20 protein-coding genes are annotated in these 17287 nt (G+C 71.7%); 19 read left to right on the top strand and 1 reads right to left on the bottom strand.

The window, feature by feature from the left end; translation table 11 throughout:
- Positions 1–126 precede the first annotated feature (126 nt).
- The gene (locus OG392_RS27970; protein ID WP_329283913.1) at positions 127–882 is read right to left on the bottom strand and encodes a DNA-methyltransferase; all 756 of its coding nucleotides are present in this window, start codon (positions 880–882) and stop codon (positions 127–129) included.
- Between the two features lie 504 nt (positions 883–1386).
- On the opposite strand from OG392_RS27970, the gene OG392_RS27965 reads away from it, so the two are divergent.
- The 19 genes from OG392_RS27965 to OG392_RS27875 all read left to right on the top strand — a co-directional run bounded on the left by OG392_RS27965 (position 1387) and on the right by OG392_RS27875 (position 17221).
- Positions 1387–2511: a C40 family peptidase gene (locus OG392_RS27965; RefSeq protein WP_329283912.1), complete on the top strand. Its 1125-nt coding sequence runs from the start codon at positions 1387–1389 to the stop codon at positions 2509–2511.
- A gap of 156 nt (positions 2512–2667) precedes the next feature.
- Positions 2668–2970 (top strand): DUF6112 family protein, encoded by a 303-nt coding sequence (locus OG392_RS27960; RefSeq protein ID WP_329287497.1) that lies wholly within the window; start codon positions 2668–2670, stop codon positions 2968–2970.
- A complete protein-coding gene (locus OG392_RS27955) occupies positions 2970–3659 on the top strand; it encodes a hypothetical protein (RefSeq protein ID WP_329283911.1) in 690 nt (229 codons plus the stop codon). Before OG392_RS27960 ends, OG392_RS27955 begins: the two co-directional genes overlap by 1 nt.
- 26 nt (positions 3660–3685) lie before the next feature.
- Positions 3686–5038, top strand: coding sequence for an SCO6881 family protein (locus OG392_RS27950; protein ID WP_329283910.1), 1353 nt, complete (start codon positions 3686–3688; stop codon positions 5036–5038).
- Between the two features lie 108 nt (positions 5039–5146).
- Positions 5147–6595, top strand: a complete 1449-nt coding sequence (locus OG392_RS27945; RefSeq protein WP_443054907.1) for an SCO6880 family protein — start codon at positions 5147–5149, stop codon at positions 6593–6595.
- Positions 6596–6645: 50 nt separating this feature from the next.
- On the top strand, positions 6646–7056 hold the full coding sequence (locus tag OG392_RS27940) for a DUF6238 family protein (protein WP_329283908.1): 411 nt from the start codon (positions 6646–6648) through the stop codon (positions 7054–7056).
- Between the two features lie 30 nt (positions 7057–7086).
- Positions 7087–8598 carry a VirB4 family type IV secretion system protein gene (locus OG392_RS27935; RefSeq protein ID WP_329283907.1) on the top strand — a complete coding sequence of 504 codons (1512 nt, stop codon included), beginning with the start codon at positions 7087–7089 and terminating at the stop codon, positions 8596–8598.
- Between the two features lie 74 nt (positions 8599–8672).
- Positions 8673–9455 carry a ParB/RepB/Spo0J family partition protein gene (locus OG392_RS27930; protein ID WP_329283906.1) on the top strand — a complete coding sequence of 261 codons (783 nt, stop codon included), beginning with the start codon at positions 8673–8675 and terminating at the stop codon, positions 9453–9455.
- A complete protein-coding gene (locus OG392_RS27925) occupies positions 9452–9964 on the top strand; it encodes a hypothetical protein (RefSeq protein WP_329283905.1) in 513 nt (170 codons plus the stop codon). The genes OG392_RS27930 and OG392_RS27925 overlap by 4 nt, the downstream gene beginning before the upstream one ends.
- On the top strand, positions 9965–10834 hold the full coding sequence (locus OG392_RS27920) for a hypothetical protein (protein WP_329283904.1): 870 nt from the start codon (positions 9965–9967) through the stop codon (positions 10832–10834). It begins immediately after the preceding gene.
- An 80-nt stretch (positions 10835–10914) separates the two neighbouring features.
- A complete protein-coding gene (locus tag OG392_RS27915; RefSeq protein ID WP_329283903.1) occupies positions 10915–11337 on the top strand; it encodes a hypothetical protein in 423 nt (140 codons plus the stop codon).
- Positions 11338–11359: 22 nt separating this feature from the next.
- Entirely contained in the window at positions 11360–11806 is a 447-nt protein-coding gene (locus tag OG392_RS27910) for a hypothetical protein (protein WP_329283902.1), read from the top strand.
- A 172-nt stretch (positions 11807–11978) separates the two neighbouring features.
- On the top strand, positions 11979–12260 hold the full coding sequence (locus tag OG392_RS27905) for a hypothetical protein (protein WP_329283901.1): 282 nt from the start codon (positions 11979–11981) through the stop codon (positions 12258–12260).
- A complete protein-coding gene (locus OG392_RS27900; protein WP_329283900.1) occupies positions 12257–12985 on the top strand; it encodes a hypothetical protein in 729 nt (242 codons plus the stop codon). Before OG392_RS27905 ends, OG392_RS27900 begins: the two co-directional genes overlap by 4 nt.
- Positions 12982–13401, top strand: a complete 420-nt coding sequence (locus tag OG392_RS27895) for a hypothetical protein (protein WP_329283899.1) — start codon at positions 12982–12984, stop codon at positions 13399–13401. The genes OG392_RS27900 and OG392_RS27895 overlap by 4 nt, the downstream gene beginning before the upstream one ends.
- Before the next feature lie 142 nt (positions 13402–13543).
- Positions 13544–14455 (top strand): hypothetical protein, encoded by a 912-nt coding sequence (locus tag OG392_RS27890; RefSeq protein WP_329283898.1) that lies wholly within the window; start codon positions 13544–13546, stop codon positions 14453–14455.
- Positions 14452–15627, top strand: coding sequence for a hypothetical protein (locus OG392_RS27885; protein ID WP_329283897.1), 1176 nt, complete (start codon positions 14452–14454; stop codon positions 15625–15627). Before OG392_RS27890 ends, OG392_RS27885 begins: the two co-directional genes overlap by 4 nt.
- A gap of 63 nt (positions 15628–15690) precedes the next feature.
- Positions 15691–16962: an MFS transporter gene (locus tag OG392_RS27880; RefSeq protein WP_329283896.1), complete on the top strand. Its 1272-nt coding sequence runs from the start codon at positions 15691–15693 to the stop codon at positions 16960–16962.
- Between the two features lie 37 nt (positions 16963–16999).
- Positions 17000–17221, top strand: coding sequence for a hypothetical protein (locus tag OG392_RS27875; RefSeq protein ID WP_329287495.1), 222 nt, complete (start codon positions 17000–17002; stop codon positions 17219–17221).
- Positions 17222–17287 lie beyond the last annotated feature (66 nt).

The following is a 17287-nucleotide window of genomic DNA, read 5'->3' as shown; positions in this document are numbered from 1 at the left end:
GGAAATCTCCTCCTCCGGCGCACGCGGCAGCCGGAAAATCAAGAACGGGTGATGGGACGGCAGGGCCCGAATGCGCGCAGGCGCGGATAACGAACCGCCAGTAACTCGCGGTTGCGCGCATCCGGGTCAGGCCGTCAGGGTGAGGTCGTCCTGCCCGACGGTGTGGTGGAGCGTTTCGGTGAGGCGGTCGGAGGCGATCTCGGCGTAGTGCCGGGTCTTCTCGACGCCGATGAAGTCGCGGCCCTCCAGGAGAGCGGCCACGCCGGTGGAGCCGGAGCCGCAGGTGAAGTCAAGGACGGTGCCGCCGGGCGGGGAGATCTTCACCAGCTCGCGCATCACCTCGACCGGCTTCTGCGTGATGTGCTGCCGGACCTTGCCCGACGGCTGCGACGCAGAGTAGAGGCCGGGCAGGTAGACGGGGTTGCGGGAGCCGTCGATCGCACCGTTCGACGCCCACACGATGAACTCGCAGTTCTGCGTGAACCTGCCCTTCTGCGGGCGGGCCTGCGGCTTGTGCCAGGCCAGGACGCCGCGCCACAGCCATCCGGCCGCCTGGATCGCGTCGGTGGTGACCGGCAGCTGCCGCCAGTCGGTGAACAGGAGCGCCGCACCGCCGGGCTTGGTCAGCCGGTGTGCCTCGGTCATGATTTGCGTCAGCCAGAAGCCGTAGCTCCTTTGGTCCATGTTCTCGCCGGGGAAGTCGGCCAGCTCATGGCCGGCGTCGGCGGAGGTGTACTTCTGTCGGGCGGTACGGGAGGTGCGCTCCTTCGCGGTCCGCCCGCCGGAGTTGTACGGCGGGTCGGTGATGACCGCGTCCACGCAGTCGTCCGGAAGGCCGGCCAGGACGCCGAGCGCGTCGCCGTGGTGAAGGGAAAAAGGCAAAGGGGTACCCCGATTCGGGTCACGAAAGAGAGTGGGAATCCCGCCTCGCACTGAATGCGGGCGCCGCGGCGGCGAATACAGGCACGGAAGGCCGGCATGCCGAAGGAGAGCGGCGGGCAAGCGGGGGAAGCCACACTGTAGGACACGATTCCCGGTTGACCCCTGCGAGGCGAGAAATTAGGTCAACCGGGAATCGGCACCTACAGTCTGACCACCGCCCGGCCCCAGCTGCCGAACGGCCACCCCTCCCCCTGCCCTTCTGGAGGCACAGCCTTGTCCTGACCCCGCTCCCGACGCCCCCGAGGACGCCCGACCGGCGAGAGGCAACTCGCCCCGCGGCCACTCCTCCCAGGCTCTCCGATCACCTCATCCCGGCCCTCGCGCCCTTCTCACCTCGGACCAGCGCGGCCGGACTTCACCCCAAGGACCACTCGTGACACAGCCGTACCCTCCCCTGCCTTCAACCCTGCGTAGAACCCTCGCCCCCTCGGGAGGCTCAGCGGATTGAAGGGCATAGCCGCAGCCGTCGGCGTCGTCGTCCTCTCTCCGCTCCTCCTGGCCGGCGCAGCCGCCACAGCGGCTGCCGCCAGCAGCTCCGCTTCCCGCGCCACGCAGTGCGGCGTCGACAACTCGGTCGACGCCAACGCCGTCGCCCAGCAGGTCGCAGGCATCCTCGGCGGCTCCGGCGCCACCCCCGGCATCCAGATCAAGGGCCTGGAGCTACCCGCCGAGCAGATCCCTCACGCCAAGACGATCATCGCCACCGGGATCGCCATGAAGGTCCCCGAGCGCGGCCAAGTCGTCGCCCTCGCGACCGCGATACAGGAATCCCGCCTGCGCAACCTCCGCTACGGCGACCGCGACAGCCTGGGCCTGTTCCAGCAGCGGCCCAGCATGGGCTGGGGCACCGCCGAAGAGATCCTCGACCCCGTCCACGCCTCCACCCGCTTCTACGAGGGACTCCTCAAGGTCGCGGGCTGGCAGCAGATGACGATCACCCAGGCCGCCCAGGCCGTCCAGATATCCGGCTATCCCGACGCGTACGCCCAGTGGGAGTCGCTCGCCCGTGCTCTGCAGGAGGCGATCGTCAAGACCCTCCCTCAGGGCGGAGGCGAAACCGGGGCTCCGGGCGGCCCGGCGGGCGGCGGCTGCCGACCCGGTGAGGACGGAACGCAGTGGGGCGAGATCCCCCAGGGCACCGTCCCCGCGGGCTACAAGATTCCCGCAGACGCCTCCCCGAAGGCCCGCACGGCGATCGACTGGGCGATGCACCAGCTCGGCACCCCGTACCAGTGGGGCGGTACCTGCAAGGACTCCCACGGACCGGATCCGATGGGCCGCTGCGACTGCAGCTCCCTGATGCAGGTCGCCTACTCGAAGGCCGGCGTCACCCTCACCCGCACCACGTACACCCAGGTCAAGGAGGGCGTCCCGGTCCCGGTCACCGCGCTCAAGCCCGGTGACCTGCTCTTCACCCGCGGCACCGCCGCCGTTCCCGAGCACGTCGGGATGTACATGGGCGCGGGTCTCGTGATCAACGCGCCGCGCACCGGGCGCCCCGTGCGGATCGAGAAGGTCGCCGACTGGCAGATCCTCGCCGTCCGCCGCATCCCCGCCCTCAGCTCCTAGCGCTCCCCGCCCGCTTCCCGGGCCACGGGCCGCTTCCCCCGGCCGCCGCGAGCCGCATGCCGCCGCGTGCCTTCCCCTCTTCCTCTTTCCCGCTGGGCCATCTGTCCTGCGCTCGCAAGGAGTTCGACCATCCCCACCCTCGCTCACCTCCAGCAGATAGCCGACCGCGTCACGATCCTGGCCTACGACCCCGGCGTCTCCCCGAAGGGCGGCTTCCTGCCGGGCCTGGACCTGCTGCGCAACGTCGTCAGCTCCATCAACATGGCCGCGATCATCGCCGTCGTCGGCGCCCTCGCCGTCTCCCTCGGCGTGTGGGCCTGGGGCCACCACACCGGTGGCCACCAGGCCGAGGCCAACGGGAAGAAGGGCGCCCTCGTGTCCGCGGGCGCCGCGCTCGGTCTCGGTGCCGCCAACGGGATCATCGCGTTCTTCTCCACGCTCGGCACGCAGGTCCGCTGATGGGCAAGCGCTCCCGCCCACGCGTCCGCGCCGCCACCGCCCACTGGTCCACCGGCCGACGCGTCGCCGTCCTCGCCGCGGTCCTGGCCCTGCTCCTGGCCGGCGCCGGCTTTGCCGCCTACCTCACGACCGGCGGCGGCCGAGGCAAGGCACCCTCCGGCAAGCCGTCCGTCAGCAATCCGACCGCCCGTCCGGGCACGCCCGTACCCGTCGCGGAGGCTGCGACGGGTACCGTCTCCCCGCCGCCGCGCCTGTCCGATCCCCTCGCCTACGGCCGCGCCGCGGCGGTGATGCTCTGGTCCTACGACACCCGGGCCACCACCCGCGACCAGCAGCTCGCCGGCATGCACGCCTGGATGACGACCGAGACGAAGTACACCGACTGGACCTCCATCCAGGCCCAGGTACCCGACCCGCTGCTGTGGTCACGGATGCACGACCATGGCCAGCACGCCACCGCGACGGTCAGCCAGTCCGTCTTCCCCTCGGCGTTCAAGCAGGCCCTGGCCGAGAACCCGGCCGCCCTGACCGAGGCGTACATCTACGCCGTCACCGTCACCGGCAAGCAGGCCATCGCCTGGAAGGACGGCGGAGGCGGCGCCGAGGACCGCTCGGTCACCCTCGCCGTGCAGTGCCGGCCTAGCGCCGACTGCGCCCTGGTCGCCATCGCGCCGAACACCGCCCCCTGACCCGCAACAGATAGGAGGAGTCCGTCGTGGACTTCTGCGCTCTTCCGGTCGCGGGCAAGCTCTGCGACGCGGCCGACGCGATCGACTTCGTCTCCGACCCGGGCAAGGCGATCACCGAAGGCATCGGCAACTGGATCGCCAAATCCTGCGGCGAACTCGCCGCCGCAGCAGCCGACCTGGCCGCCGAGGCCGTCAACACCACCACCAAGATCGACCTCGGCGCCGGATGGTTCCGCGACAACTACGAGATGCTGCTGCCGATCGGGCTGACCATCCTCGTCGCCACCTTCTGCGCCCAGCTTGTCCGGGCCGCGATGAAGCGCGACGGACAGGCACTCGGCCAGGCGTTCACCGGCACCGCCGGCGGCGTGATCTTCTGCTTCGCCGCCATCGCCCTGACCACCGTCGCGATCGAAGTCGTCGACGCCCTGTCCGACTCGCTGTTCGCGGCAGCCGGCACCTCGATCGACGATGCTGTCCGCCGCATGGTGAAGGTCTCGCAGATCGCGGCGATCTCCCCGCTGGGCTGGCTGGTGGCCGCCCTCGCAGCCCTCGGCGCCGCCGTCGGCGCCGTCATGTACTGGTGCGTCATGATGGTCCGCAAGGTCGGCATCCTCGTGCTCGTGACCCTGGCGGTCTTCGCCGGAGCGGGCGGCGGATGGGAGGCTGCCCGCCGCTGGCGGCGGGGCTGGATTGAGGCGACCGCCACCCTGATCGTCTCCAAGCTGTTGATGACCGTGGTCTTCCTCCTCGGCATCTCCGCCATGGGCAAGACCGACGCGGACGGCGGGATCGCCGCGCTCGCCGACGTCATGGCCGGCATCGTCATCATGCTCTTGGTGATGCTCTGCCCCTACGCGACCTTCAAGTTCGTGCACTGGGCGGCGGAGTCCACCGACGGTGAGACCCTGCACCGCTCCGGCGGGGCTGGTGCCCAGCTCGCCAAGCAGCACGCCGAGAACGCGACCCGCAAGGCGGCAGCCGCAGCAGCCACCGCGGGAACCGGCGGCGCCGCCGCCGGGGCCGGAGCTGCATCGCCGCAGGGCCCGGCCGCAGGATCCGGCGCCTTCCCCGGTGACATCGCCTCCAGCCCCTCCGGAAGCGGTGGCGGCACCGGAGCATCACCGGCCATGGACAAGGTCCAGAGCGGCCTGAACGAGGCAGTCAGCTCCATGCCGACCAACCCGGTGGCCCAGGACTCGGGCAACTCCGTCGGGGCCGGCAACAGCGCCCCCGGCGGACCTCCCGCGGGTGCCACACCGCGCAGCACGCAGGACGGAGCGCCTCCGAGCGCCGGCGTCGTCGGTGCCGCGCAGGGCTCCGAGTCCGGCACGGGCGGCAGCCCGTTCACGACGCCGCAGTCCCCCGCCGGTTCCTGACACCCGACACTCCCCTGGTTCCCGGGGCGGGACACGAACGCTGTGTCCCGTCCCGGGGGCCGCCTCCTTCGGAAAGCCCTTGCCTTGTCTGACCTCACGATCACCCCGATGACGGTGAAGTTCCCGACCAGGTCCCGCCGCGGGATCCTGCTCGGCCTCTCGCTGCCCCAGCTCGTCCTCACCTCCGCAGCGCTCGCGCTGCTCCTGGTCACCGTCGTGACCACCGGCCTGCCCGGCGCCCTGATCCTCACCCCGCTGTGGGCGGCGGTCGCCGCCCTCGTCGCCGTCCGCCGCCGGGGCCGGTCCCTGATCGACTGGGCGCCGATCGTCGCCCGCTACGCGCAGCGCCGCCGCACCGGGCAGACCCTGTGGCTCGCCCGCCCGGTGTCCCGCCCCCGCGCCGAAGGAACCCTTCACCTGCCGGGAACAGCCGCTTCGATCAAGGTGGTCACCCCGGCCGACGGCCAGGCAGCGGCTCTGCACGATCCCCACCAGCAGACCCTCACCGCGGTCGCCCGGGTGACCAGCCGCGCCTTCGCCCTGCTGGACCCCGCCACCCAGAACTCTCACGTCCAGGCGTGGGGGCGGGCCCTGGCCGGGATCGCGCGCACCGGGCACGTCGCCACCGTCCAGGTCCTGGAGCGGACCGTCCCCGACTCCGGCGACACCCTGACCCGGCACTGGAACACCCACGGCCGGCCCGGCACCCAGCTCGCCGGCCAGATCTACAGCGATCTCGTCGCCTCCGCCGGCCCGGCCGCCGCCCCGCACGAAACGTACCTGGCCATCTCCCTCGACTTGAAGGCCGCCAAGCGCCTGATCAGCCAGGCCGGCGGCGGGCTGCCCGGAGCCTTCACCGTCCTCGGCCAGGCCACCTCCTCCCTCACCCAGGCCGCCCGCACCGCCGGTCTGACCGTGAACGGCTGGCTGAACGCGCGGGAGATCGCAGCCGTCATCCGCACCGCCTACGACCCCAAGGCCCTGGCCGCGCTGCAGCAGTGGTCGGACACCGGCCGCGCCGAAGCCGACCCCGCCGCCGCTGGCCCCGTCGTCCAGGTCGAGGAGCCCGACCGGCTCATCACCGACACGGCCCGCCACACCACCTACTGGGTCGAGAACTGGCCGCGGACCGAAGTCCTCGCGGGCTTCCTCCACCAGCTGCTGTTCACCGCCGGGGTGCGCCGCTCCTTCTCCCTCATCTACGTCCCCCAGGGCTTCGAGTCTGCGATCCGCGACGTCCAGCGCACCAAGGCGACGATCATCGCCGACGCCAACGAGCGCGCCCGCCGCGGACAGGTCGACTCCGAAGCCGACGTCGTCGAGTACGGCGACGTCAAGGAACGCGAGAGGCAGCTCATCGCCGGCCACGCCGACGTCGCCATGACCGGCCTGCTCACCGTCTCCGCCGACACCGACCAGGCCCTGGACGCCGCCTGCGCTCAGATCGAGACCGCCGCCGTCACCGCCCAGGTCGACCTGCGCCGCCTCGACTACCAGCAGCCCGACGCGTTCGCCCTCGCCGCACTCCCCCTCGCCCGCACCGCCCAGGAGAAGTAGGGCCCCGCCGCCTGATCCATCCAGGCCACCGCAGAAAGACCCCCACCCTCTTGGCCACCACCACGACCGACCCGACGGACGCCCACCCGTACCTGCGGGCCGCGACCGCCGGCATCCGCCACCACGCCCGGTCCATCGGCCGGGGCACCCCGGCCGACCGGCGCCACCTCGACAACCTGCACGAGCACGTCACCCGCCTGCACCTGCTCCTCGACCAGCTTGCCGAGACTGTGCGCCCCGAACACCCCACGTCAGGACGGCATCTGGCCACCGCGCACCTGCGGCTCTGGCAGGCCACCGCCAGCCTCCACGACGCCTTCCACACCCTGCCCGCCGCCCCCGCCTGCACCCCCGACCGGCTCCCCGACGGCCCGCTCGTCCTCACCATCTGCCAGCGCCACCTCGCCTCCGGCCACGCCGTCCGCCGCAAGACCACCCCGGCCGACCACGGCACCGCCTGAGCCACCTCGCGCAGAAACGATCCCCCAGCCATGTCCCGACACCGCCCCGGACGACGGGCTCGCCGCGCCTCGGCCAGCCCCCTGTTCACCCCGCACGGCGCCGACCGCACCACCCGGCGCGCAGCCCGCAAGCAGCTCGCCGAAGCCCGCGCCAAAGCGCAGGCCGCCGTGGAGACCACCGGCGCCACGGCGGCGGAGGCAGAGATGCCCGCGCCGCTCTACGCTCCCGCCGGCCGCCCCGGCACCGCCTCCGCCCGCGGCAAACGCCTGCGCCTGCCCGCCCACCGCATGACCACAGCCACCGCGAGCGGCGCCTACCCCTTCCTCGCCGAAGGTGGCCTCGGCGCCGAGGGCATCTACATCGGCCGCGACGTCCACGCCGAAGGGTCCTTCGTCTTCGACCCCTTCTCCCTGTACGGGAAAGTCGAGGGCTTCACCAACCCGAACATCCTTCTGGCCGGGGTCATCGGCCAGGGCAAGTCCGCCCTCGCGAAGTCCTTCGCGCTCCGCTCGGTCGCCTTCGGCTACCGCGTCTACGTCCCGTGCGATCCGAAGGGCGAATGGACGCCGGTCGCCACCGCGCTCGGCGGCACTTCCATCGCCCTCGGCCCCGGGCTCCCGGGACGGCTGAACCCTCTTGACGCCGCCCCGAAGCCTCCGTCCATCTCGGACGCGGGCTGGGCCGGCGAGGTCCGCAAACGCCGCTTGCTCCTGCTCGGTTCCCTCGCCCGCACCGTCCTCGGCCGCGACCTGCTCCCCATGGAGCACACCGCCCTCGACATCGCTCTGGACGGAGTCGTCCAGGCCGCCACCGCCGCTGGCCGAGCGCCGCTGCTCGGCGACATCGCCCACACCCTCGCCCAGCCCCACCTCCTCGACGCCGCAGCCGGCACCGTCTCCGGCCACCTCGGCGACGCTGCCCGCGACCTCTCCCACGCCCTGCGCCGCCTCGTCCACGGCGACCTCGCCGGCATGTTCGACGCCCCCTCCACGGTGGCCTTCGACCCGACAAGCCCGATGCTCTCCATCGACCTGTCCCGGCTCGGGGGATCCGGCGACGACACCGCGCTGGTACTGGCCATGACCTGCGCCTCGGCGTGGATGGAGGCAGCACTCACCGACCCCGACGGCGGCCGGCGCTGGATCGTCTACGACGAGGCGTGGAGGCTGATGCGCCACCCCGGCCTCCTCCAGCGCATGCAGGCCCAGTGGAAGCTGAGCCGCGGCCTCGGCATCGCCAACCTCATGGTCATCCACCGGCTGTCCGACCTGCTCACCGCGGGCGACGCCGGATCACAGGGCCGCGCCCTCGCCGAAGGACTCCTGGCCGACTGCTCCACCCGCATCATCTACCGCCAGGAAACCGACCAGATCCAGGCCGCCGCCACCCTCCTCGGCCTCACCGCCGTCGAGACCGAGGCCATCTCCCAACTCACCCGCGGACGCGGCCTGTGGCGCGTCGCAGGCCGGAGCTTCGTCGTCCAGCACCTCCTCCACCCCACAGAGAAGTCGCTCTTCGACACCGACGCCCGCATGCACTGAGTGCCCAACCGACCAGCACTGCACATCGACAGGACAACACCATCGACCTACACCCGACCACCGCACTCTTCCCCATGCTCGATGAGGAAGAGCTCCATGCCCTCGCGGAGGACATCCGCGAGCACGGCCTTCGTCAGCCTGTCGTCTTGGACGCCACAGGCCGAATCCTTGACGGCAAGAACCGTCTGCGCGCCTGCGAGATCGCCGGTGTCGAACCCGCGTACATCACGTACGAGGGAGACGATGCCCGAGCCTACGTGCTGTCTGTCAACAGCCGTCGGCGTCATCTGACCAAGGGGCAGCTCGCGATGATCGCGGCCTCGGCATGTTCAGTTTCTGAACATCCGGGGCGTTCAGAGACTGAACAGACCGCGCGTTCAGTTTCTGAACAGACCGGCCTCTCCATTGGGCGGATCGGACAGGCCAGGACCGTGCTGCGTCATGCACCGGACCTCGTGGACGGTGTGATCTCCGGTGCGGTCTCCCTGGACGATGCCTACAAGGCCGCCCGTGAGGCCAAGGCCCAGGCAGATTCAGCAGAATCTCAGCTCGCCCGCTTGCGCGTCGAGGACCCTCAGCTCGCTGATCGTGTGGTCGAGGGCGAACTGACCGTCCAGGGTGCCTGGGCGGAGCGGAAAGCCCGACTCGAAGAGGACCTGCGGCAGCGCCGGGTTGCCACCAACCTGCTCTGCGAGGTTCTCCCCGCCCTCGCTCAGATACGCGGCAGCCGCACCTTCGCCCAGTACGACCCCGAACTCGCCCCGCCCGGCCGCGCCGTCACCCGCGAAGTGATCGAGCACGCCGCAACCGCCCTGGCCGAAATCGCCGCCGTCTGGAAGGACCGCGACCTCCCGTGAAGTACTCCTCCGACCCCCAGCTGCGCCAGCTCGCCCTCGAAGCTGCCCAGCACGTCACCACCGACGCCGGCCGTATGCACAAGGACGACTTCCTCGACGACCTGTGTGCCCGGATCCGCGAGCGCGACGACCTGGAGGGCGCCGTCCTGAGGAAGGCCGCCCAGGGCCTGATGCGGGACCTCGGCGAGCGCCGCAGCCCTCGCCGCAACAAGAGGACCGGCGGCCTGTACCACCCCGAAAGCATCATCAAGCTCGGCAACGGGATCTGGGTGTGGATGAAGCACACCACCCCGACGGACATGACGCAGTGGGGCCTGATCTCCTCGCGGAACACCGTCCGCACCATCACCGCCGCCGCGGACACCCAGCAGTACATCCACGAGCGCACCGACGCCTTCCGCTCCCACCCCGGAATCTCCAGCCTCCACCCGCTGGAGGAAGCCGTCTTCCAGTACCAGCAGGACACCCTCGACGACGCCGACTGGGACCGCGACCACGAGGACCTGTAGGTGCCCCAGCCTCGTACCTCGACTGGCCACGCCCACGACATATCGGAGACCATGCTGCGGAATTCACCCCCACTCGAAACCTTCGCCCTGGAGATCGCAGATCGGCTCCCGGGTGGCTGGACAAGCGCGTATCACCTTCACCCCTCCTACAGCGATCAGTTCCCGACCGCTGACCGGCTGTGGGACAACGGTCACGTCGACTGGGCGGTCAGCGAGTTCGTCCTCGGCCACGACGCGGTCCTCACCGGCCCGGCCGGACAAGAGATCTACATCATCGACCGGCCCCTCAAACCCCAGCAGTTCCTCGTCGCCGCGCTGGAGCCGCCCGGCTTCCTGCCGCACCACTTCCATGGCGCACCCGAGCCGAACGGGATAGTGATCAGCGCTGATCCCGTCCGCGCCGCCGCCGCGATCACCCGCCGACTCCTCCCCCGATACGCCCGGGCCGCGGAGGCCGTGCGCGAGCAAGCGCGAAAACGGCCTGCCCCTCCGGCCCACCGACAGGCACCGGCAGAGACCAGTGCGGTCACGCTCGTCCGCTACGAGGACGGGCTCCTCGGCGCCCCGTACGGACACGTCCCCGCTGAAGCCCGAGACACCCTGTACCTGACCGGATTCCAGTACGTCCCGAATCAGGGTGCGTTCCTCCTGCGTTCCGAGTCCGGGCCCGTCGCCACGGCCGTACGCATCCAGGTCCTCGCCGACCGGCTGGCCAGGCTCGGGATCGGGCTCAACTACCGGCATCCCGCAGCTGTATCGGGCACCGCCGTGGTCACGACGGGCCGCACCAACGCACCCCAGGCGAGCCGGGTCGCTACCGGGGCGGCTCTGCACCCCGCCGCCCCGCGCTCGTCGGGCCGCGCGCGGTAACCCAGGCCATGCCGCTGCAGACAGAAGGCTCCCTGCCTTCCCGAACCGACTCTGCCGACCACGGTCCGGCGACGGCCGGCGTGCACGGCTCGAGCCTCGACCGCGCCGATCTGCCCGACGCTCGGTTCCCCTACGGCAACCTGCTGAACGCCCTGAGCAACGCCGTCCTCGCGAGCACGGACGTGCGGGAGGCCGCCGCGGTGCTGCACCAGCTCGTCGACGGCACCGACGGCCTGCTCACCCGGCTCGCGGAACTCCTCGACGCCACAGCCGACCGGGCCCGCGCGTACGACCGCGACGACGGGGACGACGACGCTTTCTACCTGGCGAAGGACCTCGCCGACGCTGCCGTCCAAGTACGGCGGCTCGGTGAAGACCTCCACGTCGTCCCCGAGCGCATAGCCGGCCTTTCCCCGCTTCCGCCGTCGCGCCACCACCCTCGCGCGGCAGCCCCGCCCCTGCCGCCCGTGTCTTCCGCACCCCAGCACAGGCTCGCCCCGTAGTCCCTTCTCCCTTGGAGCCTTCTTGGGATCCCCTGCCTTCATCGCCCGCCCCGACCCGGACGGCGGCTACACCGGCGTTCACCTCCAGTACGACAGCAGCCCTCCGAACATGGTGCCGCTGATCCTCGCCGCCTACCGCTTCCGCTTCGGCCGGGACCTCGAAGCCCTCAGCCGATACCTGGTGGACGACGTCGTCTTCGCCTGGGAGGAGATCGGAACCGACCTCCTCGACGGAGCGCCCCCGGGCCTGCTCCAGCGGCTGACCGGCGAGGTCGTCAGCCGCCAGATGGACGCTCACGGCCCGGTCATCTCCTGGAACACCGACCCCCGAACCCACTTCAGCGAGGCAATGGCGCTGTGGGTGCCCGGCACTCCGCCGCCGATGTCCCTGCCACGCGATCTGCCCAAGCTCACTCCCACCCCGCCAGCAGCTCCTGCACGGACCGCCACTCGACCACCACGCCGCTGACCGCTCTCTTCAAGGAGTCCTCCTGAACCAGCACTTCACCTTCGGCCGGCACCCCGACCACGGGTTCGTCGCTTCCGCCACCGCCCATACACCGCCTCATCTGGCGCACTGGTACCTGACCGCCGAGCAGTTCGAGCCCGTCCCCGAGCAGCCGGGGCTGTACCGGCTGGCCATGCCGGAGTACGACGGAGTGCGCCGTGCGCGGCAAGCCGTCCATGACCTGCGCCAGCGGGGCTTCGACGTCTACGCCGACTACACCCTCGACCCGTCCCAGAGCGCCGGTCCGCCCCGTGTCCAGCCCCGGGCCGGGCTGATGGAGCGCCGCTCCCGGATCGCGCAGGCCGCCGGAATCCGCTCGGCGCAGTACCGGCCGACAGTCTCCGCCCAGGCCGCGCCGGCACCCTCACGGCCGGTGGGCTCCATCCCGGTCTCGGGCCAGGGGCGTGGCCGGTGACCGATGACCTGATCACGATCGTCCGCGGTCAGGGCGGCGAGGTGGAGGCGGAGGGGCCGATGGACAGCCTGGCCTCCGAGCTGCTCGCGCGTGCGGGGTTCGTCAGGCAGTACACGTTGCGCGGCATCTGGCACCGTCTCCCCTTCGACATGGGCGTGGAGTGGGAGAAGGAGCACGCCTCCCGGGCCGCGGAGATGCTGCGCGCCGCCCGCTACCCCGTGCGCCTCGACCCGGCTCTGGCGCCAGTGTCCGTCCCGTCGGCGGACGGTGTGGACGTCCCGCCGTCCGTGGCAGCGGCGGCCCAGACCCTGAAGGCTCGGGCTGCGGGCGGGCCGGACCTCCAGCAGCCGCACGAAGCGGGACGCGCGCTGGCCGCTCTGGCCCAGGGCGAGGACAGTCTCCTGCGGCCCGCCGCCGACGTGCTCCTTACCGTCGCCACTGCCGTCTCGAGCCTCCCCGGCCCGGCTCACGACCGCGACGCCCGGCGTCTGGCCGAGCTCAGCGGTGTCCTACGGGTCGTGGAAACCGAGGTCGACCGCATCGCCCTTCGCCTGCGCGCCGCACCCGACGTCACCTCGTCCGCAGGCCGTACGAAGCAGGCCGCCGTCGAGGTCCCGGCGAAGTTGCAGAGCCTCATCCACCGGCTCGGCCACGCCCGAGTACGCGAGTACGAGGCCCATCTCCCCGTACCGGCAGCACCTGGTGAGCCGGGACGAAGCCGGTGACCGTCGCCGACCAGACTCCGGCCGGCACGGAGCTACGCCGCCGCGCCCGTGCACAGACGCTCCGCTACCTGGCCGCCCTCGCGCTGCCGGATCCCGCCGAGTCCGTCCGGGCCTGGACACAGCACCTGGGCGACGAGCGGTGCGCCGCCGAGGTCCACGTCATCGTCGACGCCTTGACCGGCACCGCGACCAGCCCGCTCCTCGCCCTCCGTGACGCGCTGCGCACCACAGGGGGCTGGTGCCGCGAGCACGGTCAGCCCGTTCTCGCCGAGCGGTACTTGCGCGCCGCCGACCTCCTCGACATCGCCGACCGTCAGCTCTACCAGCTCGGCATCGACCACCTCACCGCCTTCCACACCGAACCGTGCCCGCCCGGGCACCCACACCGAGAGGACCCTGCACCTGAACTCCCGTGAACCAGCCGCGGGCTCCGTCACCCGGATCACTCTGTTCACCAGCGACCGCGATGGCATCGTCGGCCTCGTCGACGGTGACGCCTGGCAGTGGGCCCGCACCGCCATGGAGCTGTCCGGGTTCGATAAGAACGACTCCGGCGACATGGTCTTGCCACTGTCCGATCTCGCCCATGCCCGCCAGGCCCTGATCACCCTCGGCGCCGTCGCCGAGCGGACTCTCGGTCTGCAGCTCACGCCCAGCAGCGAGCGGTACATCGGGGACATCGCGCTCGACGTGGCCGAGCACCTGCCCGAACAGTGGACCGCGAGGGTCGAGAACTACTCGCTCCGTGTCTGGCAGGAGGACCTCGCCGGCGGCCTGTGGAGCACCGGGCCCATCGCCCAGACTCTGGCGGCCGACCGGGTACGGCAGGCCGCCATTCTGAAGCGCGACGACGGAACGGAACTCGCCGTCGTCAAGGACCCCCACCTCGACACTTACCACGTCGGAGCCCTCCGGCCCGGCCATGTCCCGGGCCCGACGAATGCCACCGCCCCACCCGGCGTGACGGTGCAGCCGACCGCCTCGGCCGCCGCCCACGTCATCCGCACCGGGCTCCTCCCGCCCTACACCCGCTCGGTCCTGCAGGCGCACGCCGCCGATCTGTCGGACGATCTCACCTGGGCACGGGAGACCTACGAGGCCGGTACCATCCCCGACCCCGCCCCGGCCGACCTCGTCGATGCCTACGTCCGGTTCACCGCCTCCGCGCCGCTCGTCATAGCGGCGATCCGGACCCTGGGCGCCCCCACCGGGTACGAAGCGGACTTCCTCCACCGGGTGGAGGTCATCGTCACGGCGCCGACCGATGCGACCGGGCCGAAGCCTGTCACGGCGCACCCCAACCCGCTCGGCTGGTGGCTCGTGGAAGGCGGCGACGAGCTCGTCGACCTCTCCCTGCGTGCCCTCGCCAGCGTGCCGCCGCCCCTCGAACGAGGGCACCGCGCCGGGAGCCGAACGCTGGCTCCGGCACCGGCGCCTGCCCTGGCGGAGCTCACGGTGAGACGCCGGTGACGCAACCTCGCAACAACTCTGGCGAGTCCGGCTCGCCCGCGGTCCGTGCGGCGCTCGACGCTCTGGCGGCCTACGCCAAACGGTTCGCTTCCATCCAGGCGCGCGGCGACGACGCGGTCGCTCGTGTGCGGGCGAGCACCGGGTGGCCCGAGCACGTCGCCATGGAGCGAGCGATCGTGGCGGAACAACACCGGGAACAGGAGATGGAGTTCGCCGCGCTCCTGCCCCATACGGTCCTTCTCATCGACCGGGCCCGTACCGCCCTGGAGTTCCAGCCATCCGCCCGGCACGTAGCCGGGTGGAACCTGCTCGTGGACGACCTCGAAGCCGCCGCAGACCATGCCCGCCACCTCTCCGAGCAGTCGATCGCCGACCGGTCGACCTCGCGGCAGTGCCACGTCACCTGGGCCGACCGGGCACGGTTCCTGCGCGACCTCGCCGTACAGGAGGGCCCGCCGCCTCCCGGACCCGAACTGCCCGCTGCCGAAGAGGCACGGTGGACCGCCCACGCGCACGATGTCCGCCGACGCCACATGATGTACCTGTACGAGAGCAGGTACGACGCGGCTGGTCGGCAGATCACCGTCGTCGAGGTCCCTGACCTCGACCAGCCCACCGAGGACTGCGTACTCGTCGTCGCCGGAGACGTCGACAGCGCCACGATGCGCGTCCTGGGCCGCTACGACACGCTCGACCAGGCGCAGGCCGACCTGCCTGCGGCCATTCAGCCCGGCGTGCTGCACCCCCGCGGAAGGTTTCCCCGCCGAGCGGGGAAGGTTCCGCCGTTGGCCGACCTCATCGAGCAAATCGCCGGCGCCACGCAGAGCCAGGAGATCGCCGAGGTTCTCGACTACGTCGTGAGCGACGGCGCCGGCCCCCGCCACCTCTCCCAGCTCTCCGACCTCCTGGCCGAATGCGCCGACTTCGCGCTCGCCACCGAGACCGTCACCGGTCGGGATCTGTCGGTGCGGTTGCGGGGGCTCATGGTCCAGACCGACGTCCTGGACCGGCAGCTCCGCCATGCGCTCATCGCCTTCCAGGACACGATCGCCGTCCTGCCGCCGCACCGCACCCCGCAGCCACGGCACCTCATACCCCCGCCCGCCGTGCGGTCCACCCCGCCGCCTCCGCCTGCCCAGGCCGCCCCGCCCCGCGTCCCGCGCCGCCTCTGATTCCAGCACGAGGCCGCGGGCGAGCCTCGGCCACCTCCCGGAAAGTCTCCGCCCTCCTTGCTCTTGGCCGAACGCCCCCTCGCCTCACCGCCCGTGACCTACCGGGCCGTTCTCGGCACGCGCCACGTCCTGCGCCTGCTCGCCGGCACCCTGACCGGCCGGATGCCGAGCGGCATGGTCGCCGTCTCCCTGGTCCTGTGGGTCACGGGCGGCGGAGGGTCCCTGGCGACGGCCAGCGCACTTGCCGCCATCTACGGGCTGACCGCCAGCGTCACCCAGCCGGTGAAGGGCAGGCTCATGGACCGGCATGGGCAGACCCGTGTGAGCGCGCCCGCCGCCATCGTTTCCAGCAGCAGCCTGCTCGCCCTGCCCGTCATCGGTCCAGGCGGCAGCACGTGGCTGATCGGAGCTGCTGTCGCGCTCGCCGGCCTCTCCGCCCCGCCACTGGAATCCGGTCTGAGGTCACTGTGGCCGAGCGTCGTGACCGACCCGGGGCAGCGAAAGGTCATCCAGGCCCTCGACACCGGCGCCCAGGGCTTGATGTATGTCGCCGGCCCGCTCCTGGCCACCTGGCTCGCCACCACGTTCGGAGCCGACGCCGCGCTGACCGCGGCCTCCGCGCTCGTACTCGTCGGCACCGCCACCGTCCTCACCTCCGCGCCCTCGCGCACCTGGCGCCCCCACCGAGAGGAAGCGGTCGAGTCCGCCCGGCCGACGAAACGACACCGGCTCGTGAGCGGCGGCATGGTGCTGCTGTGCATGGGGCTCGCTGCACTCGGGGTGTCCTTGGGTGGGCTGGGAGTCTGGGCTGCGGCCACCGCCGAAACCAATCAAGCCGCCTGGCTGACCGGCGTACTGCCCGCCGCGTTCTCCACCGGATCGTTCCTCGGCGGACTGCTCTTCGCACGCCTCGTCCGTCGCGCCGCGCCCGCCACCCAACTCAGCTGCACAGCAGCCCTGTTCACAGTCGGGTGGCTGGCACTGCTGACCCAGCCGGGCCCGCACGCGGCGATCGTCACCGCCGCTCTACCGGGGCTCTTCCTCACCATGGTCATCACCTGCGGCTTCGAGACGATCGATGCCCTCGCCCCCGCCTCGCGGACCACCGAGGCGTACTCGTGGCTGATCCTCGCCGTCGGCACCGGCCAGGCCGCGGGCACCGTCCTCGCCGGCACCCTCGCCGACCACCTCCTCGGACTGTCCGCGCTCCCCGCCGCCGGCGCCGCCATCGCCACCACCGTCTTCGCACTCTCCCGGCCCGTGCTCGGCCCCCGCCGCCGGCCGGGCCGGCACCGCCGCACCTCCACCCCACCGCGTCCCCGCCACCGCCGATAGGACTCCCGCCTTGCCCGAATCACCAGCCGAGCCGTTCATGCCGATCCGGCACAGCATCACCGGTGAGATCACCACCACCGGCTACAACGCCGCCGCCCGGCGGATCCTGCTCCAAGACGGCTTCGAAGAGGCACCAGGCTGCGCCTGCCACGCGACGGAACCCGGTACGGAGCAGGCGCACGGGTCTGCTCGGCAGCCAGCGAGCTGCTCGTCGCCGGCCATCCCCTACACCTGCACCGAGCCCCCGGTCGGCCGGTGAGCGCCGACATACGCCCCGGCTGGCCCGGTCGCCGATGTCGGCACATTCCATGATCCGCTCCGCCAG

The organism is Streptomyces sp. NBC_00691, assembly GCF_036226665.1.
GTDB lineage: Bacteria > Actinomycetota > Actinomycetes > Streptomycetales > Streptomycetaceae > Streptomyces.
Note: the sequence above shows the minus strand (reverse complement) of the source record. Positions and strands in the feature narration are given on the sequence as shown.